This window comes from Clostridium boliviensis (assembly GCF_033342255.1).
Lineage (GTDB): Bacteria > Bacillota > Clostridia > Lachnospirales > Lachnospiraceae > Lacrimispora > Lacrimispora boliviensis.
Map to the genome: position 1 here is coordinate 138,657 of NZ_JAWONS010000133.1, position 25,852 is coordinate 164,508.

At 43.0% G+C, this 25,852-nt stretch carries 27 protein-coding genes; 17 read left to right on the plus strand and 10 right to left on the minus strand.

Features of this window, described 5'->3' with window-relative positions:
* Positions 1-449 precede the first annotated feature (449 nt).
* A complete protein-coding gene (locus tag RZO55_RS09660) occupies positions 450-695 on the minus strand; it encodes a hypothetical protein (protein WP_318064066.1) in 246 nt (81 codons plus the stop codon).
* 238 nt (positions 696-933) lie between these two features.
* On the opposite strand from RZO55_RS09660, the gene RZO55_RS09665 reads away from it, so the two are divergent.
* Positions 934-1,593, plus strand: a complete 660-nt coding sequence (locus tag RZO55_RS09665) for a helix-turn-helix domain-containing protein (protein WP_318064067.1) — start codon at positions 934-936, stop codon at positions 1,591-1,593.
* Between the two features lie 107 nt (positions 1,594-1,700).
* Here the strand turns inward: RZO55_RS09665 and RZO55_RS09670 are convergent, their stop codons facing one another.
* The 6 genes from RZO55_RS09670 to pflB form a co-directional block, all read right to left on the minus strand.
* Positions 1,701-2,411 carry a gamma-glutamyl-gamma-aminobutyrate hydrolase family protein gene (locus RZO55_RS09670; RefSeq protein WP_318064068.1) on the minus strand — a complete coding sequence of 237 codons (711 nt, stop codon included), beginning with the start codon at positions 2,409-2,411 and terminating at the stop codon, positions 1,701-1,703.
* A 101-nt stretch (positions 2,412-2,512) separates the two neighbouring features.
* Positions 2,513-2,683, minus strand: coding sequence for a 4Fe-4S ferredoxin (gene fdxA / locus RZO55_RS09675; RefSeq protein ID WP_318064069.1), 171 nt, complete (start codon positions 2,681-2,683; stop codon positions 2,513-2,515).
* Positions 2,684-2,778: 95 nt separating this feature from the next.
* Positions 2,779-3,546 carry a pyruvate formate-lyase-activating protein gene (gene pflA, locus RZO55_RS09680; RefSeq protein WP_318064070.1) on the minus strand — a complete coding sequence of 256 codons (768 nt, stop codon included), beginning with the start codon at positions 3,544-3,546 and terminating at the stop codon, positions 2,779-2,781.
* Positions 3,547-3,572: 26 nt separating this feature from the next.
* A complete protein-coding gene (gene grcA3, locus RZO55_RS09685) occupies positions 3,573-3,818 on the minus strand; it encodes an autonomous glycyl radical cofactor GrcA3 (RefSeq protein WP_097004639.1) in 246 nt (81 codons plus the stop codon).
* Positions 3,819-3,864: 46 nt separating this feature from the next.
* Positions 3,865-4,101: a hypothetical protein gene (locus RZO55_RS09690; RefSeq protein ID WP_318064073.1), complete on the minus strand. Its 237-nt coding sequence runs from the start codon at positions 4,099-4,101 to the stop codon at positions 3,865-3,867.
* 12 nt (positions 4,102-4,113) lie between these two features.
* Positions 4,114-6,174: a formate C-acetyltransferase gene (pflB, locus tag RZO55_RS09695; RefSeq protein ID WP_318064074.1), complete on the minus strand. Its 2,061-nt coding sequence runs from the start codon at positions 6,172-6,174 to the stop codon at positions 4,114-4,116.
* A 251-nt stretch (positions 6,175-6,425) separates the two neighbouring features.
* Between pflB and RZO55_RS09700 the strand changes: the two genes are divergently transcribed.
* Positions 6,426-6,626 carry a DUF1858 domain-containing protein gene (locus RZO55_RS09700; RefSeq protein WP_097004642.1) on the plus strand — a complete coding sequence of 67 codons (201 nt, stop codon included), beginning with the start codon at positions 6,426-6,428 and terminating at the stop codon, positions 6,624-6,626.
* A 19-nt stretch (positions 6,627-6,645) separates the two neighbouring features.
* On the opposite strand, the gene RZO55_RS09705 is transcribed toward RZO55_RS09700, so the two are convergent.
* Together RZO55_RS09705 and RZO55_RS09710 are read right to left on the minus strand one after the other, a co-directional pair.
* Positions 6,646-7,536 carry an AraC family transcriptional regulator gene (locus tag RZO55_RS09705; protein WP_318064075.1) on the minus strand — a complete coding sequence of 297 codons (891 nt, stop codon included), beginning with the start codon at positions 7,534-7,536 and terminating at the stop codon, positions 6,646-6,648.
* 87 nt (positions 7,537-7,623) lie between these two features.
* A complete protein-coding gene (locus tag RZO55_RS09710) occupies positions 7,624-8,946 on the minus strand; it encodes an alpha-glucosidase/alpha-galactosidase (protein ID WP_318064076.1) in 1,323 nt (440 codons plus the stop codon).
* Positions 8,947-9,060: 114 nt separating this feature from the next.
* On the opposite strand from RZO55_RS09710, the gene RZO55_RS09715 reads away from it, so the two are divergent.
* The 12 genes from RZO55_RS09715 to RZO55_RS09770 all read left to right on the plus strand — a co-directional run bounded on the left by RZO55_RS09715 (position 9,061) and on the right by RZO55_RS09770 (position 22,161).
* Positions 9,061-9,867: an AraC family transcriptional regulator gene (locus tag RZO55_RS09715; protein ID WP_318064077.1), complete on the plus strand. Its 807-nt coding sequence runs from the start codon at positions 9,061-9,063 to the stop codon at positions 9,865-9,867.
* Positions 9,868-10,011: 144 nt separating this feature from the next.
* Positions 10,012-11,361, plus strand: coding sequence for an ABC transporter substrate-binding protein (locus tag RZO55_RS09720; RefSeq protein WP_318064078.1), 1,350 nt, complete (start codon positions 10,012-10,014; stop codon positions 11,359-11,361).
* Positions 11,362-11,424: 63 nt separating this feature from the next.
* Positions 11,425-12,330: a carbohydrate ABC transporter permease gene (locus tag RZO55_RS09725; protein ID WP_318064079.1), complete on the plus strand. Its 906-nt coding sequence runs from the start codon at positions 11,425-11,427 to the stop codon at positions 12,328-12,330.
* Positions 12,331-12,341: 11 nt separating this feature from the next.
* Entirely contained in the window at positions 12,342-13,172 is an 831-nt protein-coding gene (locus tag RZO55_RS09730) for a carbohydrate ABC transporter permease (protein WP_318064080.1), read from the plus strand.
* Positions 13,173-13,185: 13 nt separating this feature from the next.
* Complete coding sequence (locus tag RZO55_RS09735) at positions 13,186-15,402, plus strand: alpha-galactosidase (RefSeq protein WP_318064081.1); 2,217 nt, start codon at positions 13,186-13,188, stop codon at positions 15,400-15,402.
* Between the two features lie 175 nt (positions 15,403-15,577).
* Positions 15,578-16,261, plus strand: coding sequence for a helix-turn-helix transcriptional regulator (locus tag RZO55_RS09740; RefSeq protein ID WP_318064082.1), 684 nt, complete (start codon positions 15,578-15,580; stop codon positions 16,259-16,261).
* 208 nt (positions 16,262-16,469) lie between these two features.
* On the plus strand, positions 16,470-17,675 hold the full coding sequence (locus RZO55_RS09745) for a dicarboxylate/amino acid:cation symporter (RefSeq protein WP_318064083.1): 1,206 nt from the start codon (positions 16,470-16,472) through the stop codon (positions 17,673-17,675).
* Positions 17,676-17,697: 22 nt separating this feature from the next.
* Positions 17,698-18,366, plus strand: coding sequence for an L-serine ammonia-lyase, iron-sulfur-dependent subunit beta (gene sdaAB, locus RZO55_RS09750; RefSeq protein WP_318064084.1), 669 nt, complete (start codon positions 17,698-17,700; stop codon positions 18,364-18,366).
* An 8-nt stretch (positions 18,367-18,374) separates the two neighbouring features.
* The gene (gene sdaAA / locus RZO55_RS09755; RefSeq protein WP_318064085.1) at positions 18,375-19,250 is read left to right on the plus strand and encodes an L-serine ammonia-lyase, iron-sulfur-dependent, subunit alpha; all 876 of its coding nucleotides are present in this window, start codon (positions 18,375-18,377) and stop codon (positions 19,248-19,250) included.
* A 145-nt stretch (positions 19,251-19,395) separates the two neighbouring features.
* Positions 19,396-19,845 (plus strand): MarR family winged helix-turn-helix transcriptional regulator, encoded by a 450-nt coding sequence (locus RZO55_RS09760; RefSeq protein WP_369293203.1) that lies wholly within the window; start codon positions 19,396-19,398, stop codon positions 19,843-19,845.
* Positions 19,846-19,853: 8 nt separating this feature from the next.
* On the plus strand, positions 19,854-21,239 hold the full coding sequence (locus RZO55_RS09765; RefSeq protein ID WP_318064087.1) for an MATE family efflux transporter: 1,386 nt from the start codon (positions 19,854-19,856) through the stop codon (positions 21,237-21,239).
* Positions 21,240-21,291: 52 nt separating this feature from the next.
* Complete coding sequence (locus RZO55_RS09770; protein ID WP_318064088.1) at positions 21,292-22,161, plus strand: alpha/beta hydrolase fold domain-containing protein; 870 nt, start codon at positions 21,292-21,294, stop codon at positions 22,159-22,161.
* 75 nt (positions 22,162-22,236) lie between these two features.
* On the opposite strand, the gene RZO55_RS09775 is transcribed toward RZO55_RS09770, so the two are convergent.
* The gene (locus tag RZO55_RS09775) at positions 22,237-22,956 is read right to left on the minus strand and encodes an adaptor protein MecA (RefSeq protein ID WP_318064089.1); all 720 of its coding nucleotides are present in this window, start codon (positions 22,954-22,956) and stop codon (positions 22,237-22,239) included.
* A 412-nt stretch (positions 22,957-23,368) separates the two neighbouring features.
* Here RZO55_RS09775 and RZO55_RS09780 point away from each other — a divergent pair, with 412 nt between their 5' ends.
* Genes RZO55_RS09780 through RZO55_RS09790 form a run of 3 tightly spaced genes read left to right on the plus strand, consistent with a single transcriptional unit; the run spans position 23,369 to position 25,733 of the window.
* Positions 23,369-24,814 carry a serine/threonine protein kinase gene (locus RZO55_RS09780; RefSeq protein ID WP_318064090.1) on the plus strand — a complete coding sequence of 482 codons (1,446 nt, stop codon included), beginning with the start codon at positions 23,369-23,371 and terminating at the stop codon, positions 24,812-24,814.
* Positions 24,815-24,839: 25 nt separating this feature from the next.
* Positions 24,840-25,457: a hypothetical protein gene (locus tag RZO55_RS09785; protein WP_318064091.1), complete on the plus strand. Its 618-nt coding sequence runs from the start codon at positions 24,840-24,842 to the stop codon at positions 25,455-25,457.
* A gap of 33 nt (positions 25,458-25,490) precedes the next feature.
* A complete protein-coding gene (locus RZO55_RS09790; protein ID WP_318064092.1) occupies positions 25,491-25,733 on the plus strand; it encodes a hypothetical protein in 243 nt (80 codons plus the stop codon).
* The last annotated feature ends 119 nt before the right edge of the window (positions 25,734-25,852 follow it).

Sequence of the window (25,852 nt, forward strand, 5' to 3'; positions counted from 1 at the left end):
ATTGCAAATAAGTTCCCGAATTATAGGAATCTACTACATATCTAATTCAATTCCAGATAGTTGTTTACTCTCCGGACACAAGAAAATTTACGCTCTCTAATGAAATAGTGGACATATCTAATTATCAACATAGATAGTCCACTATCATTTAACTTTGTCTTCAATTTTAATTATCTTTTATATCCTTGATAATCTTTACTGCTACTTTTGTAAAGATTATTACAATCAAAACAAAAATCATATTCCAGAATTCTGACCTAATAACGTTTACCCATGTGGCATGAGTTGAAACTTTAGTTCCAATTATCATTGCTGCAAAAATTAGTATATATCCCAAATAATCGATTGTTTTTAAAAGTTCGAATAGTACGTTCTGCTGTTTTTATTTGGAGCACGTACTTTGATTATATATGCTACTACTGCAGCAGTAGATGATACAACAACACCTGTTACAGGATTAATATTGGATACAGTACAAATAGTTTTTCAATACTACCTTTTTCATAATTAAAATCTGTTCTTACGACATCATTTATTTTTGTTTGAGCAAATGTACTTGTTGCCGTAGTTGATAGAATTGTAAGTGTTAATAAAATTGAAATCACCTTCTTTTTTTCATTAATAATAGTATTAATAGCTTCAAATTTCAATGCAAGTGCTAAAACTGTACATGTTGAGTTCCAAAATTTGCACATAACAGATTAGCATATCCGCTTTTTCCCTTTATTCTGATGGTTGCGATCCACTATAAGATTCGTAAAGATGGTTGGATTCCCGTTCCCTCCCATTCCTTTTATATTTTTTCATCCCCCCAACAATTCCTTCCCCTTAAAAATTTTTTTCAACATCTTATTCATAATCCGTATCATACCCGCATATGATATAAATAGTAAGGTTATGAAAACTAAACGAACCAAAGGAGAGGATATAGCTATGGCTGAGATACATTACTTAATATCGGATGCATCAAAGAAGGTTGATGTAGAATCCCATGTCCTTAGATACTGGGAGGACGAGCTAGAATTAAACATTCCCAGAAATGAGATGGGACACCGGTATTACACCGAAGCACACATCCGTTTATTCAGGCAGATCAAGGACTTAAAGGAAAAGGGATATCAGTTAAAAGCCATTAAGACAGCGCTTGAAAAAATCATTGGGGACGGAAAGGATCCGGTTATACCCGATGAATTATTGGAGGGGCAGATGACCCAGGAATTAAAAGACAGCGGACTTACCGGACAAGACGGTGAGGCGGGCCTGGAGGTACATAACACAGCACAGGTCTCTATTGCACAGGAGAAGATGGAACAGTTTCAGGAAATTATGAATCATATCATTGGACGTGCTTTGGAGTTAAATAATGAGCAGTTGAGCCAGGATGTCAGCAGTCTGGTCAATGACAAGGTCATTAAGGAAATGGAATACTTAATGAACCTGAAAGAGGAAAAAGAAGAAGAGCGTTACAAACAGCTGGACGAGCTTATGCGGACCTATCAGAAAGATAACAAAGGCCGTGCAGAAGCAGCAGCATCTAAAATCCCCTTCTTTAACCGCAAGAAGAAGTTTGGTCGAAACGGAAAAAAGTTATAGCATACTCTCACTTTCAGATAAAAAGAGTCCAAAAGAGGCTCAGGCAAAAAATCCGCAGCTGCCACTGAACGTGTAAACTGCGGATTTTTTTAGATTTTTTTCAATTCTCAGCAAGCAGCTTCTATAAATCTCTTAAAAAGCCGAAACGCTTCCTCATTGTTTTCCCAAAGATACTCCGGATGCCACTGCACCCCCACAAAGAAGGGATAACCAGGCATTTCCAAAGCCTCAATCAAGTGATCCGGGGAGTAAGCCGATGCTGTCAGCCCCTGTCCTAATTCCTTCACAGCCTGATGATGCATGCTGTTGACTCGCAGTGTATCCGCACCACAAATCTTATGCAGCAGCGTGCCCTGTGTCAGAGAAACCGTATGGCTGGGCATATGATAAGCAAAAGGCTGGGAATGGGCAATAGGAAACTCCGGTTTTGTCATAGAAAAGATATCCTGCCAGATGGTACCGCCCAGGGCTATATTCAGCACCTGAATCCCTCTGCATATTCCAAGAACCGGCTTTTTTCTCTCCAGAATCAGGGGGAGCAGAGAAATCTCCATCCGGTCTCTCGCCTCCGAAACATTGCCGCAGTGGGCCTGCGTCTCCTCACCGAAAAGAAATGGATGAACATCCGGTCCGCCAGTGAACACAAATCCGTCCAGTTCATCAACCAGCCGTATCCAATCATCCTCATCTGCCTCCAGCGGCATAACAACAGGAATTCCTCCCGCCGCCTTTAACGCCCGTAAATAAGTAGGTCTCATCTTAATATCATTGTTATCTGTATCGTGAACAGGTGTTAATCCTATCAGCGGTTTTTTCATATAAACTTCCTTTCAGAAATAACATGAGTGATAATAAAAGATATGGAAATCCATAACAAAATGCCCCTCCCTTCCGGGAGAGGCATATATGTATTCGATAATTATGCTTCAGAAATTGCTCCTGTAGGGCATACACCTTCACAAGCGCCGCAATCGATACAAGTATCTGCATCAATAACAAACTGAGAATCACCCTGGCTGATAGCGCTTACTGGGCATTCGCCTTCACATGAACCACAACTAACACAAGCGTCACTAATAACACGTGCCATGATAAATTACCTCCTTATATTCTATACATTTTTCTATATTTTATACTATTAATAAAATTTAATCAAGTAGTAAATGTAACAATTAATGTTTAATTTTAGAAGCAATAAGGATCGGGTTCGCCGCTTCGGGCATCCCGGATTCCGTTAAGAATTATTTTTTTGGCAGAGATAGCATCTTCCTTTGATAAAGGAGGTACACCCTTTAGGGGATAATCCAGCCCCATACTCTCATATTTTACTTTTCCCATATCGTGATAGGGAAGTACATCAAGGGCTTTCGCGTTCTTCAACTGACCGATAAAACGTCCAAGATGATATAAATCCGGTGCTTCGTCTGTGATGCCGGGCACCACCACATGGCGGATCCAGACAGGTATTTCTTTCTCATCAAGATAGCGGGCAAAATCCAGAATTGGTGCATTGGAATGACCAGTTAATGGCTTGTGCCGGATATCATTAATCTGCTTGATATCCAGCATAACCAGACTGGTGGAAGCAAGAAGACGGTCGATTTTCTTTACATATTCCTCATTGCTTCTGTTAAATGTCACTCCAGAGGTATCCAGACAGGTGTGAATATCCTTTTTTCTTGCCGCTTCAAACAGTTCAGTAAGAAAATCCAGCTGCATAAGCGGCTCACCTCCTGTGGCAGTGATACCTCCGCCCCGGTAAAAATGCCGGGACGACTCAAATTGTTTTAATAGTTCTTCCACGGTCATCAGACTGCCGCCTGCCAGCTCCCAGGTATCCGGGTTGTGGCAGTACTGGCAGCGCATGGGGCAGCCCTGAAAAAACACCACCATGCGCACGCCCGGACCGTCTACAGTACCAAAACTTTCGATGGAATGGATACGTCCTGTCATAAGTGCATCGCCTTCTTTTCTGATTGTTACATATTGCTGTGGAATGTTCTGGAAATAACCTCATCCTGCTGTTCTTTTGTCAGTTTTATAAAGTTCACGGCATAACCGGAAACACGAACTGTCAGCTGAGGGTAATTCTCCGGATGTTTTTGTGCATCCAGAAGAGTATCCTTTGTAAAGACATTCACATTTAAATGATGTCCGCCTTCTTCCACATAGCCATCTAATAAGTTCACGAGATTGTCGATCTGAGATTTACTGATATTTGCCATTTTATTATCCTCCTTATGAGTCTTAGTTCTGATTGCCCCGGACTGCTTAAAGGTCATCCTCTTCCCGGTCCATGCCCTCAAACAGGGTAGGAACACGGCAGGCAGTATCACCTTCGGCGCAGTCAAGGGAATTGGCAGTAGTAATTGTTTTCGCCATAGTTTTATGGGCGTTTACGGTACCGTCCTCTGCTACCCGGATGTTCATATGACCGCCGTTGTTGGCCATAAATGAATCCAGCATTGAGACAATATCATCAATTTGTTTTTCGTTTGGATCTGCCATAACAGTCACTCCTTACTTCTGGTCCTCGTTTAAAGCCAGTTCAAGATCCACTTCCAAATCACCGGAGAAGATCTTATCCTCTTTTCCAAGAGCACCCGGAACGATGGAGAAGGTATTGGAGATACCATCCTGTGCATCCTTAAATGGAAGCTTGGCAACAGAGGCTAAGGATGATACCGCACCATGGGTATCTCTCCGGTGCATTGGGTTTGCACCTGGTGCAAATGCTTCTCCCTTCTTACGTCCGTCAGGAGTTGCTCCTGTGTTTTTACCATATACTACGTTGGAAGTAATTGTCAAGATGGAAGTTGTAGGAATTCCACCGCGGTAAGTATGATTTGCCTTCACAAAGTTCATGAAGGTGTGTACCAGGTCATTTGCGATCTGGTCCACGCGGTCGTCATTGTTACCGTATTTCGGGAAATCTCCCTCAATTTCGTAATCCACAACAATACCGTTCTCATCACGGATTGCCTTGACTTTCGCGTACTTAATGGCGGAAAGTGAGTCAGCTACAACGGAAAGACCAGCAATTCCAGTTGCGAACCAACGAGTTACTTTTTTATCATGAAGAGCCATCTGAATGCGCTCATAGCTGTATTTATCATGCATATAGTGGATGATGTTCAATGCATTGACATAGACTCTTGCGAGCCACTGCATCATATCCTTATAAGCATCCATTACCTCATCATAATTTAAATACTCAGAAGTAATCGGACGGTACTTCGGGCCCACCTGATTCTTGGTTATCTCGTCAACGCCGCCGTTGATTGCATATAAGAGACATTTTGCCAGGTTGGCGCGTGCGCCGAAGAACTGCATTTCTTTTCCCACTCTCATGGAAGATACGCAGCAGGCAATGGCATAGTCATCACCGTGGGTAACTCTCATTAAATCATCATTCTCATACTGAATGGAAGAAGATTCGATGGAAGTCTTCGCACAGAAACGTTTAAAGTTATCAGGAAGCTTTGTTGACCACAGAACGGTTAAATTGGGTTCCGGTGCAGTTCCCAGGTTATGGAGTGTATGGAGATAACGGTAGGACATCTTTGTAACCAGATGACGTCCGTCAATTCCCACACCGCCGATGGATTCCGTTACCCAGGTAGGATCCCCGGAGAAAAGCTCATTGTATTCCGGTGTACGTGCAAACTTCACAAGACGAAGCTTCATAACGAAGTGATCCACAAATTCCTGAACCTCTTCTTCGGTGAATGTGCCTTCCTCTAAATCTCTTTGAGCATAGATATCAATAAAGGTGGAAGTACGTCCCAGGGACATGGCAGCACCGTTTTGTTCTTTTACTGCAGCTAAGTAAGCCAGATAAGTCCACTGAATCGCTTCCTTCACATTCATGGCAGGTTTTGAAATATCAAATCCGTAAATGGATCCCAGCTTCTTCAATTCCTTTAAAGCACGAAGCTGCTCAGACAGCTCTTCTCTGTCGCGGATTACATCGGAATACATGGTAGTACGGGTTGTATTCTTCTGTTCTTCCTTATCTTCAATCAGACGGTCAATTCCGTAAAGAGCCACTCTACGGTAATCACCGATAATACGTCCGCGGCCATATGCATCCGGAAGTCCGGTGATGACGTGGCTGGAGCGGCAGTTACGCATTTCCTCTGTGTAGGCATCAAAAACACCTGCGTTATGAGTTTTCCTGTGTGTATTAAAGAATTCCTTTATTTCAGGATCAATGGTATATCCATTGTCTGCACAAGCCTTTTCTGCCATTCGAATGCCGCCATATGGCTGCAGGGAACGCTTAAACGGCTTATCTGTCTGAAATCCTACAATTGTTTCTTTATCTTTGTCTAAATAACCAGGGCCATGAGAGGTAATTGTAGAAACCAGCTTTGTATCCATATCAAGAACTCCGCCTGCTTCCCGCTCCTTACTGCTTAATTCCATAACCTGTGCCCACAGTTCATCTGTTTTACTGGTGGGTCCTGCAAGGAAGGAATCATCTCCGTCGTAAGGGGTATAGTTTTTCTGAATAAAGTCTCTGACATTAATCTCATGTTCCCAGATGCCGTTGTTAAATGCTCTCCATTCCGGTCTCATTTGTTTGTACCTCCATATAGAATCTTTATAATAAGTATCAATAATAAATAAGTGTCGTCAAAGGTTATAATTCCTAGGACCTTTGTATGAATACATTATATATGAATACTGTATACAATGTCAATAGTGCTTATTGAGAAATTTTTCTATCAACGTTTAAAAAGAAAAACGGTATGAAACCCTTGCTAATTAACTGAAAAAGTATTATATTATAGAAACAGTATGTACAATTTTATAAGGAGGAATACAAGATGCAGATTGATAAAAATATGCTGATCGGAGCATTGCTTGAGATGGATGACAACATTGCACCGATGCTTATGCGTGCAGGAATGCATTGTCTTGGCTGTCCGGCATCTCAGGGAGAGTCTTTGGAGGAAGCTTGTCAGGTTCATGGAATTGACTGTGATGTTCTGGTTTCTCAGATTAATGAAGTCTTAGCAGACAGATAGAGTGTTTAAGGAGGCGGTCCTATGGATCTGCCTCCTTATTTTTCATTTCTTTTTTTTCTTCCCGGTAGTGTCTGGGACTCATTCCATATTCCTGTTTAAAAATCTTGGAAAAGGTCAGAGGGTTATCATAACCGATGCTGGTGGCTATTTCCTGTATGGACCGGTTGGTACCGGCCAGTTCCTGTGCGGCTATGTTTAAACGAAAACGCATTAAATACTCCTGAGGAGAAACCTCAAGTTTCTTTTTGAAAATTGAGGTTAAATAGGAGCGGTTAATGCCGATATAATCCGCAATATCCTGAACCCTGATACGGTCATAGTTCAGCTTAATATACTGCAGGGCATAATCGATATAGGTATCAATGGAGTAATCATACTGATTCCTGCTGGTGCGCAGGCTGCTCTGTGTTTCAATCAGTGTGGACAGTATATCGTATAAGTATCCCACACGCTTTATCTCATTGGCAAAAGTCAGCTGGTTGGTATCCAGAATTTTCTGTATCATGGGAAGGTAGCAGCGGTTGGGGATCTGGGAATGGATGGCACAATGTTCGCTTAACAGACCTGCATACCCTAAATAGGCCTCTGCCATCGTACCGTCAAAGGTGATCCACATATATTCCCATGGGTTTTCGTAATCAGCATGATATTTAATCGGCTGTCCTTTCGGAATCAGAAAAATATCATCAGCCTCCAGTTCAAAGCGGGTTCCCCCTGTTTCAAGAACACCTGCCCCTCCCAGGACAAAATGGAGATGGTATTCATTAGGGATTTTGTGGTTGTAGGTATATCCGGGAGGACACTGCTGAATGCCGCAGTGGACCAGATACAAATCACTGGTTTGACGCTTGATGTTTCTTAAACAACGAAATCCTGCCACGCATTTATAACTCGTCTGTTTTTCAGCCAAAGCTATGCCCCCTCAATCGGATACTGATTATATATCTATTATACAGGATGCTGGTTTTACTTGCAAATCTTATTTAGGACAGATGCGTCAGCGGTACATACTCATGTAATCGCCGTGCGCGTCAATCAGTTCATCCACCATAGCCCGGATATCTTTTATGCTCAGCTCAGCGCTGGTGTGAGGATCCAGCATGGCGGCCTGATAAATTGTCTGCCTGCATCTGGTACGGGCGGCTTCGATGGTGATCAGCTGGGGATTGATATTTGTCATATTCATGGCGGCAAGCTGGACTGGAAGACGGCCCACATGACAGGGAGTGATTCCGCTGCCATCCACCAGACAGGGTACTTCCACACATGTATCGGAAGGCAGATTCTCAATCAGCCCCTTGTTCAGTACGTTACCGCCGATCTTATAAGGACGGTTGGTCACAATTGCTTCCATAATATAGGAAGCATACTCCAGAGAACGGGTATGCGTTACCGCGCCATTGTTTAAAATAGACTTTTTCTCTTCTTCCCAGCCATTGATCTGTTTGATGCACCGCCTTGGATATTCATTCAGGGGAATATTAAATTCTTCAATCAGCTCTGGATAGCGGGACTTTATAAACAGAGAATTATACTCTGCATTGTGCTCACTGGATTCTGTGCAGTAGTACCCCAGGTTTCGTATGTACTCATATCGCACCATATCCTTATGACTGCCCGCCTGATTCATCTCAAGAGATTTCTGACGGATCATGGGGTATAGATCCTTCCCGGAACGGTCCCGGATATCTAAAAGCCATGCCATATGGTTAATTCCTGCAATGAGTTCGGTGCGGCCCTCCATAGAGTCTTCCATCCCTAATTCTTTCAGCAGTTTTTCTGAACAGACCTGAACACTGTGGCACAGACCTACGGTTTTAATAGAAGTGTAGCGCTGCATGTATCCGGAAAGAATCGCCATGGGATTTGTATAATTTAAAAACCAGGCATTCGGACAGACCTCCTCCATATCGTTTGCAAATTCTTCCATGACTGGAATGGTTCTTAATCCCCGCATAATACCGCCGATGCCCAGTGTGTCGGCAATGGTCTGACGAAGACCGTATTTCTCCGGTATCTCAAAATCGGTGATGGTGCATGGATCATATCCGCCCACTTGGATTGCATTTACAACAAAAGTTGCATCAGATAAGGCTTCCTTCCGGTTCTCCGGTCCTAAATAGGTACGTATTTCCGCCCTTCCATCGTTCACATTTTTGTTGATTGCATTTAAAATAAGCTGTGAATCGGAAAGTCTTATAGGATCGATATCATACAGAGCGATTACAGCGTCACGCAGTACGGGCGTGCACATACAGTCGCCCAGGACATTCCTTGCAAATATCGTACTCCCGGCTCCCATAAAAGTGATTTTTATCATTGCTTTTCCTCCTTGTTTTTCTTGTATGCCTGATGAGGCTATTGTATAATCACAGCATAGAAAAAAATAGGAAGTTTGTTTCAAATTATTGTCATTTTGTTGTATGGAGGTGAGATGATGAATCAATCGGCAAGGGGACTTACCATTTATTACTGTGGTCACGAGCAATGTTCGCCCGGTCATTTTTTTGGACCTGCAGTCCGTAAGCATTATCTCCTTCATGTTGTTCTGAAAGGAAAGGGGATTTACAGAACTTCTGACAGGGAATACAGGATTGCGAAGGGAGAAGCATTCTTAATTAAGCCTCAGGAAGTAACCTACTATCGGGCAGATAGCAGAGAGCCATGGGAATATGCCTGGGTTGCATTTTCTGGAACAGAGGCAGACCGTCTGGTATCGGAATACCGCAGAGATGAGGAAGGATACTTCTTTTGCTTTGAGGGCGGAAACCGGTGGCGTGAGATCATACTGGCGCTGGTGGATTCGTTTTGTGGTACCGCCCATAACCTGGACGAGATGAGAGGGTATCTCTATCTTTTGTTTTCCAGGTTTCAGGGTAATGCACCACAATCAGATTGCTATGAAAAAAGCTATCTGGAACAGGCGGAAACTTATATCCGTCACAATTACAGCTATCCGATACAGATTGCAGATGTGGCAAGATTTATAGGCATTGACCGGACTTATCTCTACCGGATATTTATGAGGCATAAAGGGGTGTCGCCCAAGCATTATCTTACCGAGTACCGGGTACTGGAAGCAAAGCGGCTGCTGGAGGAAACCCGATTAAGCATAACAGAAACAGCTCTTTCCTGCGGTTTTCACGACGCATCTGTTTTCTGCCGGTGTTTTCAGAAGACAGAGGGTGAATCTCCCCTCCGGTACAGGAAGGGAATTCGGGAAACGAATTCAGGTATGTAACAAAACACCATATATAAACAACATTTATCTATGTAAAATAAACAAAAAAACAATTATAATGAGGAATATAATAATAAAAAGTAACAAATGTATTGGGGAAATTCTGTAACTATTAAAAAGTAACAAATTATGGGAGGTAACAAAATGAAGCGAAGATGGGGATTACCGGCAGCAATGGCAGTCATTGCTGTATCTGCACTGATTGGCTGTTCCAGCCAGCAAAGCAGTCAGCCAGCAGATCAACAGGACACCAAGCAGGAAGCAAAGCAGGATTCATCAAGTGCAGCGGAGACAGAGAAGGAAAAGGGCGGCTCATCCGGAACGCTTACTGTAGCGATTTGGGATAAAAACCAGGAACCTGGTCTGACAAAGATCATGGCTGATTTCACAAAGGAGACAGGGATTAAGACACAGATACAGGTTACACCATGGGACCAGTACTGGACCATGCTGGAAGCAGGGGCTACAGGAGGTTCCCTTCCTGATGTATTCTGGATGCATTCCAACGAGATTGCACGGTACTCAGAATATGAGATGCTTTTGGATTTAACAGACCGGATTAAATCCAGCAAAAAGCTGGAGATGGATAAATTCCCCAAGGAGATTGTAGACATCTATAACTGGCAGGGAACCAAGCAGTATGCAGTTCCAAAAGACATCGATACCATCGCTCTCTGGTATAACAAAACCATGTTTGATGAGGCGGGAGTCTCTTATCCAGACAAAGACTGGACATGGGATGATTTTGCAGATGCGGCGAAAAAGCTTACAAAGGCCGACGGCAGCCAGTATGGCTTTGCAGTTAATCCGACCAATGACCAGGCAGGCTGGTGCAACCCCGTCTATGATATGGGCGGCTATGTAATCAGTGATGACAAAAAATCTTCCGGTTTTACTCAGCAGGGTACCATAAAAGCGCTTACCTTCCTTACGGACCTTATGAAAGAAGGATATGCTCCTCCTTATGAGGTAATAGCAGAGAACAAGGAAGAAGCGTTATTTGAAGCAGGTAAGGTCGCCATGATAACCCAGGGCTCCTGGATGCTTTCAGAGCTGTGTAACAATGATTATGTAAAGGCTAACTGTGATATTGCAGTTCTTCCGAAGGATAAAACGACCGGAAGACGTGCTTCCATCTATAATGGCCTTGGATGGGCAGCTTCCGCCAATACCTCCATGCCGGAGGAAGCATGGCAGCTGATTGAATACATGGGTTCGAAAGAAGCTCAGCAAAAGCAGTCTGATCTTGGTATTGTAATATCAGCTTATCAGGGCACCACAGATAACTGGATTAAGGCTTACCCGGATTTCAACTTACAGGCTTATCTTGATATGATGGATGATTTAGTAATTCGTCCATATTCCAAATCAACGGTGGCATGGACCAATATGATTCATGAAAAGCTGATTGATGCATGGAACGGAAATAAAAGTGTGGAGGATGTCTGCAAGGATATTGATAAGGAAATGAATGCCATGCTGGCGGAAGAGTAGGTATGGTCGGGGAGGCAGATACAAGAGATGCCTCCCCTTTTAACGAATTTGCGGAGGGACTGCATGAAGAGAGAAAAATCGGTATCAAGACGGGAAAAAAGTGAATTTTTGTGGGGCTGGCTTTTTTTGCTGCCGACCATGACAGGCCTCATAATTTTAAATATTATACCAATCTTTCAGACCATTTATCAGAGCTTTTTTAAAACAGGAGCCTTTGGAAAAGGCAATGTATATGTGGGACTCAGTAACTACAGCAAGCTGATTAATGATGGAACAGTCTGGCAGGCACTTTGGAATACATTTAAATATACGCTTGTTGAAGTTCCTTTTTCCATAACAATCGCACTGGTCCTTGCTGTCATACTAAATGGAAAAGTGAAGGGCAGGTCCATATGGAGAACCATCTATTTTCTGCCTATGGTTGCAGCGCCCGCAGCAGTTGCCATGGTGTGGAGGTGGCTTTATAACTCAGAATTTGGTTTATTAAACCATCTTTTGAACCGTATCGGACTTTCCTCTGTGAACTGGATTTCAGATCCTGGAATTGCTTATATATCCATAGCCATCGTGGGAATCTGGTCCGTTATCGGCTATAATCTGGTTCTGTTTTTTGCCGGATTGCAGGAAATCCCAAGAGATTATTATGAAGCTGCAGAAATTGACGGAGCCGGGAGTGTGAAACAATTTTTCTACATAACGCTGCCGCTGATTTCTCCCACTATGTTTTTTGTTACAGTGACAAGAGTAATCGGAGCCATGCAGGTATTTGACAGTATATATATGATGATGGAAAAGGCTAATCCGGCACTGGTGAAGACCCAGTCCCTGGTTTACCTGTTCTATAAATATTCCTTTGTTGAGGGTAACAAGGGATATGGCTCAGCCATTGTCATGCTGCTGCTTCTGGTAATTCTGCTCATTACGGTAATCCAGCTTCTTTGGCAGAAGAAGTGGGTTAATTACAGCTAGGGAGGAGAACGATGGATAAGAATAGAAAATTTAATTCAGGTATTCAATACTTCATACTGACGGCAGGTTCTGTTATTATGCTGGTTCCTTTCCTGTGGATGATTCTTACGGCTTTTAAATCAGCTTCAGAGGCGACTCAGATGAATCCGTTTATCATTTTTCCTACTGTCTGGAAGAAGGAAGCATTTTTATCGGTAATCAGTAAGATGAATTTTTTGAGACTGTACTGGAATACACTGGTACTCATCGTTGAACGGGTGGTTTGTGCAGTACTTACGGCAACTATGGCGGGGTATGCGTTCGGAAGACTCCATTTTAAAGGGAAGAATCTTGCATTCTCCCTGGTTTTATTCCAGATGATGGTGCCGACCCAGATTTTTATTATTCCTCAGTATTTGATGGTAGGCCGGCTGGGACTGTTAAATACTTCCTTTGGCCTGCTTTTTCCAGGGTTGGTTACAGCGTTCGGAACTTTTTTACTGCGTCAGGCGTATATGGGTCTCCCCTTATCGTTAGAGGAGGCGGCCAGACTTGACGGCTGCAACATCGGCCAGACATTTCTCTATGTCATGGCACCCCTTACGAAATCTTCCATGGTAGCACTTGGGATTTTTACAGCACTGTTTGCATTTAAAGAACTGATGTGGCCTTTAGTTGTTAATACGGAACAGAATACCATGCCTCTTTCTGCAGCACTTGCAAAACTGCAGGGACAGTTTGTGACAAACTATCCGGAGCTTATGGCTGCTTCTCTGCTGGCCTGTATTCCTATGATTATCATATATCTGATTTTCCAGAAACAGTTTATCGAAGGAATAGCAACATCAGGAGGAAAACTATAAAGGAGTATACACTATGCCAATCATTTATCACCAACAAGCAAATGAGTTTCATCTGTATAACAAGACGGTCAGTTATATCATTCAGATCATGGGAAACGGTCAGCTGGGTAATTTATATTATGGAAAACGGATTAAGGACCGGGACTCCTTTGAGTATCTTTTTGAAACAGGTGAGCGCCCCCATGCAGCAATCAGCTGTCCCAGACCTGTAAATTTGTGCCTGCAATATACAAAACAGGAGTATCCGGCATACGGAACCGGAGATTACCGGTATGGCGCATATTCCGTCAGACAGGAAAATGGCAGCAGAGTTACAAATTTCATCTATGCAGACCACACCATTTTGAAGGGAAAACCGTCCATTGAACCCCTTCCTTCGACATATACGGAAGAGGATGGCGAAGCAGATACATTAAAGATCAGGCTTCATGATGATCTGATTGACACCGATTTAATACTCACTTATACCATATACAAAGAGAGACCGGTGATTACAAGAAACGCCTGCTTCAAACATAAAGGAACGGAACATATCGTACTCTTAAATGCCATGAGCGGGGCAGTGGATTTACCGGAATCCGGATATGACATGATACATTTATCCGGTGCCTGGTCCAGGGAACGTTATGTAAAGCGGCGGCCTCTGGAACAGGGAATCCAGTCTGTTTACAGCATGAGGGGAATCAGCAGTGCAGAACATAACCCATTTTTGGCATTAACGGAAAAAACGACCACAGAAAACAGTGGCATTGCTTATGGATTCAGTCTGGTTTACAGCGGAAGCTTTCTTGCACAGGCAGAGGTATGCGCCCATGATACCACCAGGATCTTAATGGGAATTCACCCTGATACCTTCGAATGGCCTTTAAAACCCGGGGAATCGTTTCAGACGCCGGAACTAGTTCTGGTGTATACGGACCAGGGATTGTCCCATATGAGCCAGGTCTATCACAGTCTGTACCGGACCAGGCTCGCCAGAGGATACTGGAGAGACAGGGAGAGACCAGTTTTGTTAAATAACTGGGAAGCCACCTATATGGATTTTGATGAAGAAAAGATTCTCTCCATTGCAAAGAAAGCGAAGGAAACAGGTGTGGAACTGTTTGTGCTGGATGACGGCTGGTTTGGGGACCGCAGTCAGGATGACCGCGGTCTGGGAGACTGGTATGTAAACAAAGAAAAACTGCCGGGAGGCATATCTGGCCTGTCCGAAAAGATTGAAGCCATGGGGCTTAAGTTCGGTTTGTGGATTGAACCGGAGATGGTTAATAAAAACAGCAGGTTCTATGAGGCTCATCCGGACTGGATTATCTCTGCTCCAGGCCGTTATGAAACACCCAGCAGGCAGCAGCATGTCCTGGATTTCTCCAGACGGGAGATTGTGGATTCCATTTATCAGATGCTGAAACAGGTAATAGAAGGGGCAAAAATATCCTATATTAAATGGGATATGAACCGTTATATTACTGAATGCTATTCAAGAAGTACACCAAATAACCAACAGGGCATGGTGATGCATAAATATATTCTGGGCGTTTATGATCTTTACAGCCGCCTGATTCATGATTTTCCTGAAATTCTCTTTGAATCATGTGCCAGCGGAGGCGCAAGATTTGATCCTGGTATGCTTTATTATGCGCCCCAGGCGTGGTGCAGTGACAATACAGATGCCATAGACAGACTGAGGATCCAGTATGGGACCAGTATGGTATATCCGGTATCCAGTATCGGTGCCCATATTTCAGCTGTTCCCAACCATCAGATCCATCGGATCACTCCCTTAAAAACAAGAGGAAACGCAGCATTTTTTGGCGCCTTCGGATATGAGCTGGATTTAAATCACTTAAGTGAGGAAGAAATACAGCTGGTCAAAGAACAGATTGCAATTTATAAGGAAAACAGGAAACTTTTGCACCAGGGAACGTTTTACCGGCTGAAAAGTCCGTTTGAAGGTAATGATACTGCATGGATGGTGGTTTCAGAGGACCAGACACAGGCGATTGCTGCCTATTATCAGATCTTAAATTCGGCAAATGCAGGATGGCTTCGATTTAAATTTACCGGACTTTGTGAGGATATGCTCTATCAGGTAACCGCGGATGGGGAAACCGGGGAATATTACGGAAGCCAGCTCATGTATGCAGGGCTGCCAGTTGACAGAAATCGCTTCTTTAAGGATACTGGTGATTTCGCTTCCCTTCTTTTCTTTATTAAGCAGAAGATAGTATAGAAAATAATTTATACATAGTAAGTCCGGTCCCGTGCGAGCCGGACTTTATTAATGTAATATTTTACATTATTTTTTCTGAAATCTGGCGATTTTATTGAAAAATATTTTATCGCGTGATATAATTTTAAAAAATTATGGGTGTTTCCTCATATAACTGAACAAGAGGAGGGTTTCAATGAAGGATTATAATGTGCATTTGACGCTGATTGATCGGATCATACTGGATTCCTATAAGGTTTTATTGGAAGGGCTGGCAGATTATCTGGGGAGCGGTTATGAGATGGTGCTTCACAGCCTGGAGGATACAGAGCATTCTGTGATTAAAATTATTAATGGCCATCATACCGGCCGGACAGAAGGGATGCCCATTACAGATCTGGCTCTCCAGATGCTGGAAGAGATAAAAAAAGAAGGGGAGAAGGGTTACATTTCTTATTTCACAAAGAACAAGAAGGGTGAACCTTTGAAATCTACTACGATTGTTGTACGGGGAGAAGAAAACCGGATTATTGGACTGCTTTGCATTAATTTTTATTTAAACACAGGTTTTTCTGAGATTCTTTCCGGATTTATACCCGAAATATCCTCCCGCGCCCAGGTTAAAACTGAGACATTCGCAAGTAATTTAGATGAATTGATTTACAGTAAGGTTACCGAGGTCCGAAACGAGGTGATGGGCAATGACCAGATTCTTCCCTCTCTTAAAAATAAAGAGATTATCAATATTCTGTGCCAGCAGGGCGTATTTACCTTAAAGGATGCGGTGGTTAAGGTAGCGGAGTATCTGGATATTTCCAAAAACACAGTATATATGCATATACGCAATGCCGGGTCAGGAGCAGAAAAAGAGAATAAATAATAAGCAAATTTAAACTTAAAACTTAAAGGAATAAAAAAATATCTTGCGTTGTTTGTCAAAACGAACAAAAAATAACGCAGGATATTTTATTTTTTGCGTAATAACACAAAAATATTGCATTTATATCATGTTTGTGATAAAATAAATTACACTTAAACCAATAAAAAATAAAAAAAATTTTATTCACAAATGAAAGGGAGGTATTGAAATGGAAGGAAAGAAAAAGAAACTTGGACTTGTTCCCAAATTAATCATTGCCATTGTTATTGGTATCTTGTTGGGACTGTATGCTCCAAGTTTTGTAATCTCCATTTTGATTACGGCGGCAGATCTATTTAAACAGTTTTTGATGTTCATCATTCCGCTGATGGTTGTAGCTTTTGTAACGATGGGAATTGCAGATCTGACACAGGGGGCTGGCAAACTGCTGGCATTTACGGCCGCTGTTGCCTATGCGTCGACACTGCTTGCAGGAAGTGCTGCTTATTTTGTAGCCAGTAACTTTTTCCCCACCTTTGTTAATCAGGAGGTTGTTTCCAAAGTGGCAGCTGCAAGCGACAGAGCAATTGGAGGGTACTTTTCACTGACCATCACTCCTCTGCTTGAAACAACGGCAGCGGTAGTATTAGCTTTTGTACTGGGGGTGTCGATTAGTACAATGAGAGGAAAGGAAATCGGCAATGCCCTTTATAATGTAGTAAAGGAACTCTCTGAAATTATCACTAAGGTTTTAAATCGTGTGATTATTCCGCTTCTGCCCCTGTATATTTGCGGAACCTTTGCAAAAATGACTTATCAGGGGACTACCTTTGCTATTATGTCTGTACTTTGGAAGGTATTTCTTGTTGTAATTATCCTGCATGCCCTTTACCTGTTAATTGCGTTCACCTTCGCAGGAACTATAACAAAACGCAATCCTATCACCATGTTAAAGAATCAGATTCCGGGATATTTAACAGCGATCGGTACTCAGTCTTCTGCAGCGACTATACCGGTTAATATTAAATGTGCACAGAACAATGGGGTTTCTGAGGAGATCCGTAATTTTGTGGTGCCGTTATGCGCCAACATTCATATGGCAGGCTCCATGATAACTATTACCTGCTGTGTGACAGCGACTTTACTGATCTATGGAATGCCTCACGGTTTCCTTACGCTGTTTCCGTTTATCTGCGTTTTAGGAATTGCGCTGGTGGCATCTCCGGGAGCTCCGGGTGGTTCCATTTTTACAGCCACTCCGTTTTTCCCCATTGTGGGAATCCCGGCAGTGGGAGACATTGCCAGTCTTTTACAGGCAATGTATATTGCACAGGACAGCTTTGGAACAGCCTGCAACGTATCCGGTGACAATGCAATCAGCGCGCTGGTAGAAGCGTTCTACTGTAAGTATATTAAGAAAGAAAAACGGGACTAGATGTTTTGAAAGGAGCAGATGTATGTCGTCAATCAGTATATTTGATGTGATCGGTCCCAATATGGTGGGACCGTCAAGCTCCCATACGGCTGGTGCCGTAGCGATTGCACTTCTGGCAAGAAAATTATTTCCTGGTTCTATTAAAAAAGTTGAATTCGTATTATACGGTTCCTTTGCCAGGACTTACAAGGGGCACGGTACAGACCGTGCCTTGCTGGGTGGAATGCTGGGGTTTGAAACTCACGATTTGAGAATAAAGAATTCTTTTCAGCTTGCGAAGGAACAGGGGTTATCCTATTCCTTTGTAATCAATGAAAAAGAAACCGAAGTTCATCCCAATACCGTTGAGATTCATTTAACCGGCACAGATGGATCTGTGATGTCTGTCAGAGGAGTGTCTGTAGGCGGCGGTAAGGTAAAGATTGTTAAAATCAACGGCGTTGATGTTGATTTTACAGGAGAGTACTCCACTCTGGTAATCCGGCATCTGGACTATCCTGGAATGGTGGCTTATATCGCTACCTGCTTAAGCGAGAGAAATGTTAACATTGCATTCATGCGGCTGTACCGGGAAAATAAAGGGGCGACTGCCTATTCAGTGGTGGAATCAGATGAAGAAATTCCCCAGGAGCTTCTTGATAAACTGCGGGAACATGAAAAAGTAGAAGATGTAATGCTGATTCAGGTTTAGGAGGAGCTATGGATTTTATATCAGGACAAGAGTTACTGAAATTGTGTGAAGAGAACGACTGCCGGATCTCCGATATCATGCGTCAGCGTGAGATCAGTGAATTTGGAGCGTCTAAAGAAGAGATAACAAAACGAATGAGTGAAGCGTTCCGGATTATGAAAGAAGCCTGTCATAAGCCCTTAGATGAACCGGTGCCCTCCATCGGAGGTCTCATCGGAGGAGAGGCAAAAAAAGTAAGGGACAGAAGACGACAGGGGAAATCCATATGCGGAAGCATGCTATCCAAGGCGATTACCTATTCGCTGGCTGTTTTAGAGGTCAATGCATCCATGGGGCTGATTGTGGCGGCACCTACTGCCGGTAGTTCCGGAGTTCTTCCTGGTCTGTTACTGGCCCTTGAGGAAGAATTTTCACTTGATGATGAGCAGATTATTGACGGACTTTTTACCGCAAGCGCCATCGGATATTTAATTATGAGGAATGCCTCCGTCGCAGGTGCCCAGGCTGGCTGTCAGGCTGAAGTTGGTGCAGCCTCGGCCATGGCTGCGGCTGCGGCTGCTGAAATTATGGGGGGAACGCCCCAACAGTGCATGGATGCGGCTTCCGCGGCAATTGTGAATTTACTTGGGCTTGTTTGTGACCCGGTAGCCGGACTGGTAGAATGTCCGTGTCAGAGCCGTAATGTCATAGGCGCTTCCAATGCTCTTGTCTGTGCAGAGATGGCACTCTCCGGAATCCGCCAGCTGATTCCGTTTGACCAGATGGTGGAGACCATGATGGTAGTTGGCCGTTCAATACCATTTGAACTAAGGGAGACGGCACTGGGAGGATGTGCGGCAACAGAGGCTGCCTGCAGCAGAGCCTGCCAGATTTTCCAGAATTAATATACCAATAAGATAAGGTAAGAACGGACCGGTTTCAATACCGGTCCGTTTGTTATTATTTTTTTTTCGTTATTAACACAAAATAGTTGCGAATGCAACTATTTTGTGTTATGCTGTTTTCGAGTGATACCAGGAGGTGAATAATTTGGATAAACACAGGGAAATCGGAAAGTGTATTTCGATTCTCCAACGGCTTAATAATATGTTTTACGCAAACCGGTTATCCTCTTTTCAGATAGGCTGTGGACAACAGTTTTTTTTATTGCAGGTTTTTAAAAATCCAGGCATGAATCTTCATGATATGGCGTTAAATGGCCACTATGATAAGGCAACAGCTACACGTGCGGTAAAAAAACTGGAAGAAGAGGGATATGTCCGGACAGAAACAGAAGAAGAGGATAAACGGGTTCGGCGCATCTATTTAACAGACCAGGCAAAACCGGTTGTGGAGAAGACGGTTGAGTGTGTAGATGAATGGACAGATATAATTTTAGCGGGGTTTACAGGAGAGGAGCGTCAGGAAGCAGAACAGCTTCTTATAAGAATGGCTTCTAATGCACATCATTTTACAACAAGGCACAGAGGAAAGGAATAACACACTTTATGGAACACAATGAGATAAATCAGGGAGCGAATCCCTTAGGCTACAAACCAATCGGACACCTTTTGATGCAGTTTGCACTTCCTGCAATTATCGCGATGCTGGTTAATTCAATCTATAACATCGTGGATCAGATCTTTATCGGACAGGGGATCGGTTATCTGGGAAATGCGGCTACCACCATCGCTTTCCCCATCGTAACAATTCTTTTAGCAGTTTCTACACTTCTGGGCGCAGGCGGAAGTGCTTATGCAGCCATCAAGCTTGGTGAAAATAAGGAAGAGGAAGCACAAAAAACTCTTGGCACTGTGACGGTTCTTACTCTGGCAGCAAGTGCAGTTGTAGTGGTTTGCGGTTTTCTGTTTTTAGATCCGATGTTAAAGCTTTTTGGGGCGACAGACAATACTATGGAATATGCCAGGCAGTATACTTCTGTAATTTTGATCGGAACTCCATTTAACATGCTGGCAGTGGTATTAAGCAATATGGCAAGAACAGACGGAAGTCCTGCCTTGTCTATGTATGCCATGCTGATCGGAGCATTTTTAAATACTATACTGGATCCGATTTATATTTTCGTATTTAAATGGGGAGTTACAGGTGCTGCGATTGCAACCATCACTTCCCAGATTATTTCAGCAGTGACTTTAATCGTATATTTTATAAAAAAGGGCAAGAATATGCGTATGCAAAAAAATACCATGCGTATTGATCCTGAAATATGCCGTCAGGCACTCCCGCTTGGAATCTCCAGCGGAATCACACAGGTGGCAACTACTATACTGCAGGTTGTCATGAATAATTCTCTGGTGTATTATGGGAATCAGACTGCAGTAGGCGGTGATGTGGCACTGAGTGCCATGGGGATTGTCAACAAGATCGGTATGATTCTGGTGTCAGTCTGCCTTGGGATTGGTATTGGATCTCAGCCAATTTTTGGTTTTAATAAAGGCGCAAATCAGCCAAAAAGGGTGAGAAAAACATTTTTGGTTGCAGCAACAGCATCGACCAGTGTGGCAGTGTGCGGCTGGCTGTTATGCCAGCTTTTTCCCGGAGCAATTTTAAGTCTGTTTGGTACCCAGGATCCTCAGTTTAATACATTTGCTGAGCGCTGCTTAAGGATTTATATGCTTGGTATATTTACAGCCGGATTTCAGGTTGTCAGCACCAGCTATTTCCAGTCAACCGGACAGCCCTTAAAAGCATCTATTTTGTCTATGCTCCGACAGCTTGTGCTGTTAATTCCTCTGCTTTTGATTCTGCCTCTGTACTTCGGACTGAATGGCATTTTGTATGCCGGACCGCTGGCAGATATTACATCAGCAGTGATCGTCAGTCAGTTTATTATCTATGAATTAAGAAAATTGGACAGGGCCTGCCGGGCCTGATTCATAATCTTTAGCCGGAAGGAGAAGGACAGCTGTGAGTGTAAAAATACAAATGATAAAATTTTTAGCAGGCATCGGTAATGCAGAAAAGAAGATGGAAGCAAAGCTTGCAGCACCGCCAAGAGGCGGTAATAAAATCGACCGGGAACATTTCACCAGGAAAGTCAGGGTGAAGGAATGGTACACAGATGGATTCGGAGGAATAACGGTCAATGGGAGTTATACCAGCAGGAAGCATATCTTGCTGCTGCCAGGCGGTGCTTATACACTGGAACCCTCCCTCCGGTATGTGAATATATCAGAATATTTTGCACTTTCCCAGAGAATGAAGGTGACCATACCTTTTTGTCCCCTCTCACTGGAACATAATGTTCTGGAAGTACACCAATACCTGCTTCATGCGTACAGCAGCCTTATCAAAGAATATCCGGAAGATGAATTCTTTTTCATGGGGGACTTTTCCGGAGGAGGTCTGGCGCTTTCTTTTTTACAGGAGCTTCGGGATATTCATGATCTGCCTATGCCGGTTAAGACTGCTGTGATTTCGCCATGGCTGGATATTGCATTGGATAACCCTATGATAAAAATCGCCAAAAAGGGGGATCATTTACTTCCGAAAGAAGCATTAAAGGAAGCTGGAAACCGCTACTGCGGTCCGCTGCCGTCTGATCATCCGTTTGTATCTCCTATATATGGGGACTGGAACCATCTGGGGAAAATTCTTATCTTTTCGGGAACGGAAGATATTATGACGCCAGACTGTGAACTGCTTGCAGAGCGGGCGGGAAGCCTGGATGGAACCGAACTTGTCTATAAAAAGGGAGCAGGCATGATCCATGACTGGATTTTAGTTTCCTGCAGGGAGACAGATGCTACATTGGAACTGATTTCAAATTATTTTCAGGATAGCGGAGAAATTTAAAAATGAGGTTCGACCCGTATTATGGGCCGAACCTCATTTTGATTTGTGATGAAGTACTATGAACAAAGGAACGGATTAAAGTCTTGAAAGTGACTGAAGGGCATTCCCCTCAATCAGGACCTCGTAATGTTCCTTGTAGTACGCTTCGGAAGCGTAATCCTGATGAATCTTGGTTCCGTACTCTGCGAGAAGATTGCATACACGGCTGAAGTCCAGAGACTTCTCTGGTGTGTTGCTTATGACCAGATAATACTGTCTGGTATTAGGTTTTTTATATAAAGTATTGCTGCCATCATAAACCTGTCCGATGATCTTTGCTGCATCAGAAATTTGATCCAGACTTTGAAAACAGTAGATTCTCACTGAGGAAGCATTTGACTGCTCTTTTGGTTTTTCTTCTTCCGGCTCTTCTTTTTTGTCGATTCCCAATAAATTCAACAGGCCGTCAGCACCTTCTAGAAGCTCGCTTGCCAGATCTGCAGGCATGGAATCCGAGTCTTCGTCTGTTGTTGGTGAAAATTTTGCAAACCTTGTATCTAATTCTTCCGGATCATCGATCTTGGTGATAACTAACATCACGCTTTCGTTGGATAACGGAATTGCTTCTACCATGAGAGGAATGTCTTCGGCTTCAAATCCCACTTCGTTAGAGGCTTTTTGAATCATCTCGCGGAACAGGTTGCGGGCTTTTTCACTGCCATAGGCAAGTTCGCCTAAATTTAGGTTTCGGACGCTTAAATCAAAGCTGGTAAGCGTGCAACGGATCTGATTTTCATTGATACGTTCTATCTTCATAGGATCACTTCCTGTTCTTTTTAAAATGGTAAATATTTTCTACATACTTCCTCAACATAACTATACTATATATTATAGCAAAAAGGCAATTACTATGTGAAAAAATTTATATAATTTTAAGGTTTATATGCTAGAAAACGGGTATCCTATTTAATTACTGGGATTTATAATTTTTATATTTGGCGTGGTTAATAACGTATCGTTATTTAATGACAGAAGTGGCAACGAGTAAAAAAGTCAAAATGGGATTGATTATGACAAATAAATAATGTGTGCGTGTGCCTTGGGAGGTAATGCAGATGGAGTTGTAAAGAGTTACACAATAGTTATTTTAAGGATTTTTTTGTTAAAAAACCATAAATTGGTTGAAAAATTATTGATCTTATATTACAATATTTTCCAAGAGATGATATTGGACAGACACAAGGAGGTGATTTTCGTAAGCACCGTTCTGTTTGGTAAATATCAGCTATGCGGTATCTTGGGAACCGGTCGGGAAGGCACTGTTTTTCTGGCGGTTCATCTTGGGCTTGAGGAATACAGGGCAGTTAAGCGGGTATCCAAAAGCTTTCTCAATTATGAACAATTCAGGCGCGAGGCATTGATCTTAAAGGAACTGCGCCATCCTGGAATTCCCATTATTTATGACGTTGAAGAAGACGAATATTTTAGTTATTTAATTGAAGAGTATCTGGAAGGAGATTCTTTATATGATCTTGTAAAAAGACAGGGTCATCTATCGCGGGAGCTGACCGTATTCTATGGAATTCAGCTTGCCAGCATCATTAATTACCTGCATCTCGCAGGAACAACCCCTATATTACATTTGGATTTACAACCGAAGAACCTGTTATTATGTCATGATACCATAAAACTGATCGATTTTGGACTGGCTGCTCCTCTCAAAGAGGCAAACCAGCCGGGAGAGCGGTATGGTACGGTGGGATGCGCTGCACCGGAGCAGTATGAGACAAATGGAATGCTTGATGAGAGAACAGATATTTTTGCCATTGGCACGATCCTTAATTATCTGTACACCGGGAAATTCCCTGTATTGCCTTATCAGCCAGACCAGTCAATGGATTCCGGTCTTTCCTCCATTATCAGCCGATGCGTATGCAAAGAGAAAGAAAACAGGTTTCAAACGGCACAGGAACTTATGGAACAGCTTTGTCTGTTAAAAGAAACGGGAACGGATGCAAAAAAACGTCTGGAAACATCATCTCTTACAATTGCTCTTTCCGGGAGCAAATCCGGGGCAGGAACAACCCACATTGGTATTGGCCTGTCTGTCTACCTTAGAAATCATGGATATCCCAACTTATTAGAAGAAAAACTGGACTCTTTTATGGGAACGGGTCTTTCTGAATTCACAAAAGCAAAGCGTGACAGTTACGGATTGCTGCATTACAGAAATCTGATTTTAAAGCCATACTACGGCCCGGGGGTGAAATTAAAAGATCCGCCATTTGGTGTGCGTCTCCTGGATTGGGGAGAGAATCTATGCCAGGCGGTCAGTATGGCACCGGATGCACTGATTCTGGTGTGTGATGCCAGTATCTGGAGCAGTTCCCGTGCCTGTGATGCTGTAGAGGCAGTGATGAAATCTAAAATACCCTATGCGGTCATATTCAACCATTGCTCTGCGGGGGCGAAACTTTTCCTGCCAAAAGGTGTAAAGTCCTCTTTTTTCTTCCGGGCTCCATTTTTCTCCGACCCGTTCACTGTACGCGATGAGACGGAGGCATTTTATCAGGCTTTAATTAATGTAATATTAACCGGGAACAGGAAGAAAAGTAAAAAAATCCGGTTTTTGAACTGGGTCAGAAGCATGACTCGCAAAAGCAGGAACAGGTAGAACTGTATGGAGAGGAGAATAATTTATGAAATTAAGGGCAAAAAAATCCTGGGATTTTTGGAATCCCTTTAAGCGGAGAAAAGTGCCGGAATTTATTGGTATCATTGGCACCGGCAGAGGCACGGGGGTAACACACTTTGCGATCATGACAGCTGGATATTTATGCGGTGTGAAACGATTGAAGTGTGCAGTATTGGAATGGAACTGTCACAGTGCTTTTGGATCTATGGGAACTGCCTGTTCCGGTGAGAAACAAGGTGAAGGTTCATTTCGTATTTTGGAGACAGACTATTTTGAAAAAGCGGGGATACATACACTGTTGTTGTGTAAAAAATCCGATTATCAGGCTGTGATTGTGGATTATGGAACTGTAAAGGAGGAAAATCTGGAAGAGTTTTACAGATGCGGCAGGCAATTTTTGATCGGAAGTCTGAGCGAGTGGCAGATAAATGAGTTTCTGGATTTTGAAAAAAGAGAGAGGAAAGCGGATAAAGGCTGGGATACTCTGGTATCATTTGGCAGTGAGGAAGCAAGAAAAAATCTGGAAAAAAAACTGAAGAATCCTGTCAGAAGAATTCCATTTTCAACAGACCCATTTTCTGTTACCGCTGAGACCATACGCTTTTACGAACACTTATTTTAAACAGTACGAAAGAAAAAATGGGGTCAGGTGAATATGAATAAAGAAGACAGTAGTATATGGAAAGAGGGGAAAAGAACCCAGTATCTGGAAGGACTGAAACGATACAGGAACAAAGGAGTATCCATTGTGATTGACGGAGAGGAACTTCCTGAAACAGACTGGGAAAGAATATTTGAGATTAGAGAGGATGATAGTTTTTATATGGCAGATTACGTTCCCGATGAGGTAACCGGAAAGCTGCAGGAAATCCGGTTTGACCGTGTCTACAACCGGTAATCTTCTGGGAAATGCCATCAGGGGGCGCGGACGGATTCCATCTTCAGCCCGGAGAGAATCAATTTATGCGCGCCAGGGAGGGATTGGGGATCAGAATGTAATGAAAATGTAAATTTCAA

Excerpts from the sequence above, each read along its gene's own strand:
- RZO55_RS09670 (WP_318064068.1), bottom strand. The coding sequence starts at position 2,411 with ATGAAAAAACCGCTGATAGGATTAACACCTGTTCACGATACAGATAAC.
- RZO55_RS09740 (WP_318064082.1), top strand. The coding sequence starts at position 15,578 with ATGAAGGATTATAATGTGCATTTGACGCTGATTGATCGGATCATACTG.
- RZO55_RS09660 (WP_318064066.1), bottom strand. The coding sequence starts at position 695 with ATGTGCAAATTTTGGAACTCAACATGTACAGTTTTAGCACTTGCATTG.
- RZO55_RS09700 (WP_097004642.1), top strand. The coding sequence starts at position 6,426 with ATGCAGATTGATAAAAATATGCTGATCGGAGCATTGCTTGAGATGGAT.
- RZO55_RS09665 (WP_318064067.1), top strand. The coding sequence starts at position 934 with ATGGCTGAGATACATTACTTAATATCGGATGCATCAAAGAAGGTTGAT.
- RZO55_RS09730 (WP_318064080.1), top strand. The coding sequence starts at position 12,342 with ATGGATAAGAATAGAAAATTTAATTCAGGTATTCAATACTTCATACTG.
- pflA (WP_318064070.1), bottom strand. The coding sequence starts at position 3,546 with ATGACAGGACGTATCCATTCCATCGAAAGTTTTGGTACTGTAGACGGT.
- RZO55_RS09770 (WP_318064088.1), top strand. The coding sequence starts at position 21,292 with ATGATAAAATTTTTAGCAGGCATCGGTAATGCAGAAAAGAAGATGGAA.
- RZO55_RS09725 (WP_318064079.1), top strand. The coding sequence starts at position 11,425 with ATGAAGAGAGAAAAATCGGTATCAAGACGGGAAAAAAGTGAATTTTTG.
- RZO55_RS09790 (WP_318064092.1), top strand. The coding sequence starts at position 25,491 with ATGAATAAAGAAGACAGTAGTATATGGAAAGAGGGGAAAAGAACCCAG.
- RZO55_RS09690 (WP_318064073.1), bottom strand. The coding sequence starts at position 4,101 with ATGGCAGATCCAAACGAAAAACAAATTGATGATATTGTCTCAATGCTG.
- RZO55_RS09735 (WP_318064081.1), top strand. The coding sequence starts at position 13,186 with ATGCCAATCATTTATCACCAACAAGCAAATGAGTTTCATCTGTATAAC.
- pflB (WP_318064074.1), bottom strand. The coding sequence starts at position 6,174 with ATGAGACCGGAATGGAGAGCATTTAACAACGGCATCTGGGAACATGAG.
- RZO55_RS09745 (WP_318064083.1), top strand. The coding sequence starts at position 16,470 with ATGGAAGGAAAGAAAAAGAAACTTGGACTTGTTCCCAAATTAATCATT.
- RZO55_RS09715 (WP_318064077.1), top strand. The coding sequence starts at position 9,061 with ATGATGAATCAATCGGCAAGGGGACTTACCATTTATTACTGTGGTCAC.
- grcA3 (WP_097004639.1), bottom strand. The coding sequence starts at position 3,818 with ATGGCAAATATCAGTAAATCTCAGATCGACAATCTCGTGAACTTATTA.
- sdaAA (WP_318064085.1), top strand. The coding sequence starts at position 18,375 with ATGGATTTTATATCAGGACAAGAGTTACTGAAATTGTGTGAAGAGAAC.
- fdxA (WP_318064069.1), bottom strand. The coding sequence starts at position 2,683 with ATGGCACGTGTTATTAGTGACGCTTGTGTTAGTTGTGGTTCATGTGAA.
- RZO55_RS09785 (WP_318064091.1), top strand. The coding sequence starts at position 24,840 with ATGAAATTAAGGGCAAAAAAATCCTGGGATTTTTGGAATCCCTTTAAG.
- RZO55_RS09775 (WP_318064089.1), bottom strand. The coding sequence starts at position 22,956 with ATGAAGATAGAACGTATCAATGAAAATCAGATCCGTTGCACGCTTACC.
- sdaAB (WP_318064084.1), top strand. The coding sequence starts at position 17,698 with ATGTCGTCAATCAGTATATTTGATGTGATCGGTCCCAATATGGTGGGA.
- RZO55_RS09710 (WP_318064076.1), bottom strand. The coding sequence starts at position 8,946 with ATGATAAAAATCACTTTTATGGGAGCCGGGAGTACGATATTTGCAAGG.
- RZO55_RS09765 (WP_318064087.1), top strand. The coding sequence starts at position 19,854 with ATGGAACACAATGAGATAAATCAGGGAGCGAATCCCTTAGGCTACAAA.
- RZO55_RS09720 (WP_318064078.1), top strand. The coding sequence starts at position 10,012 with ATGAAGCGAAGATGGGGATTACCGGCAGCAATGGCAGTCATTGCTGTA.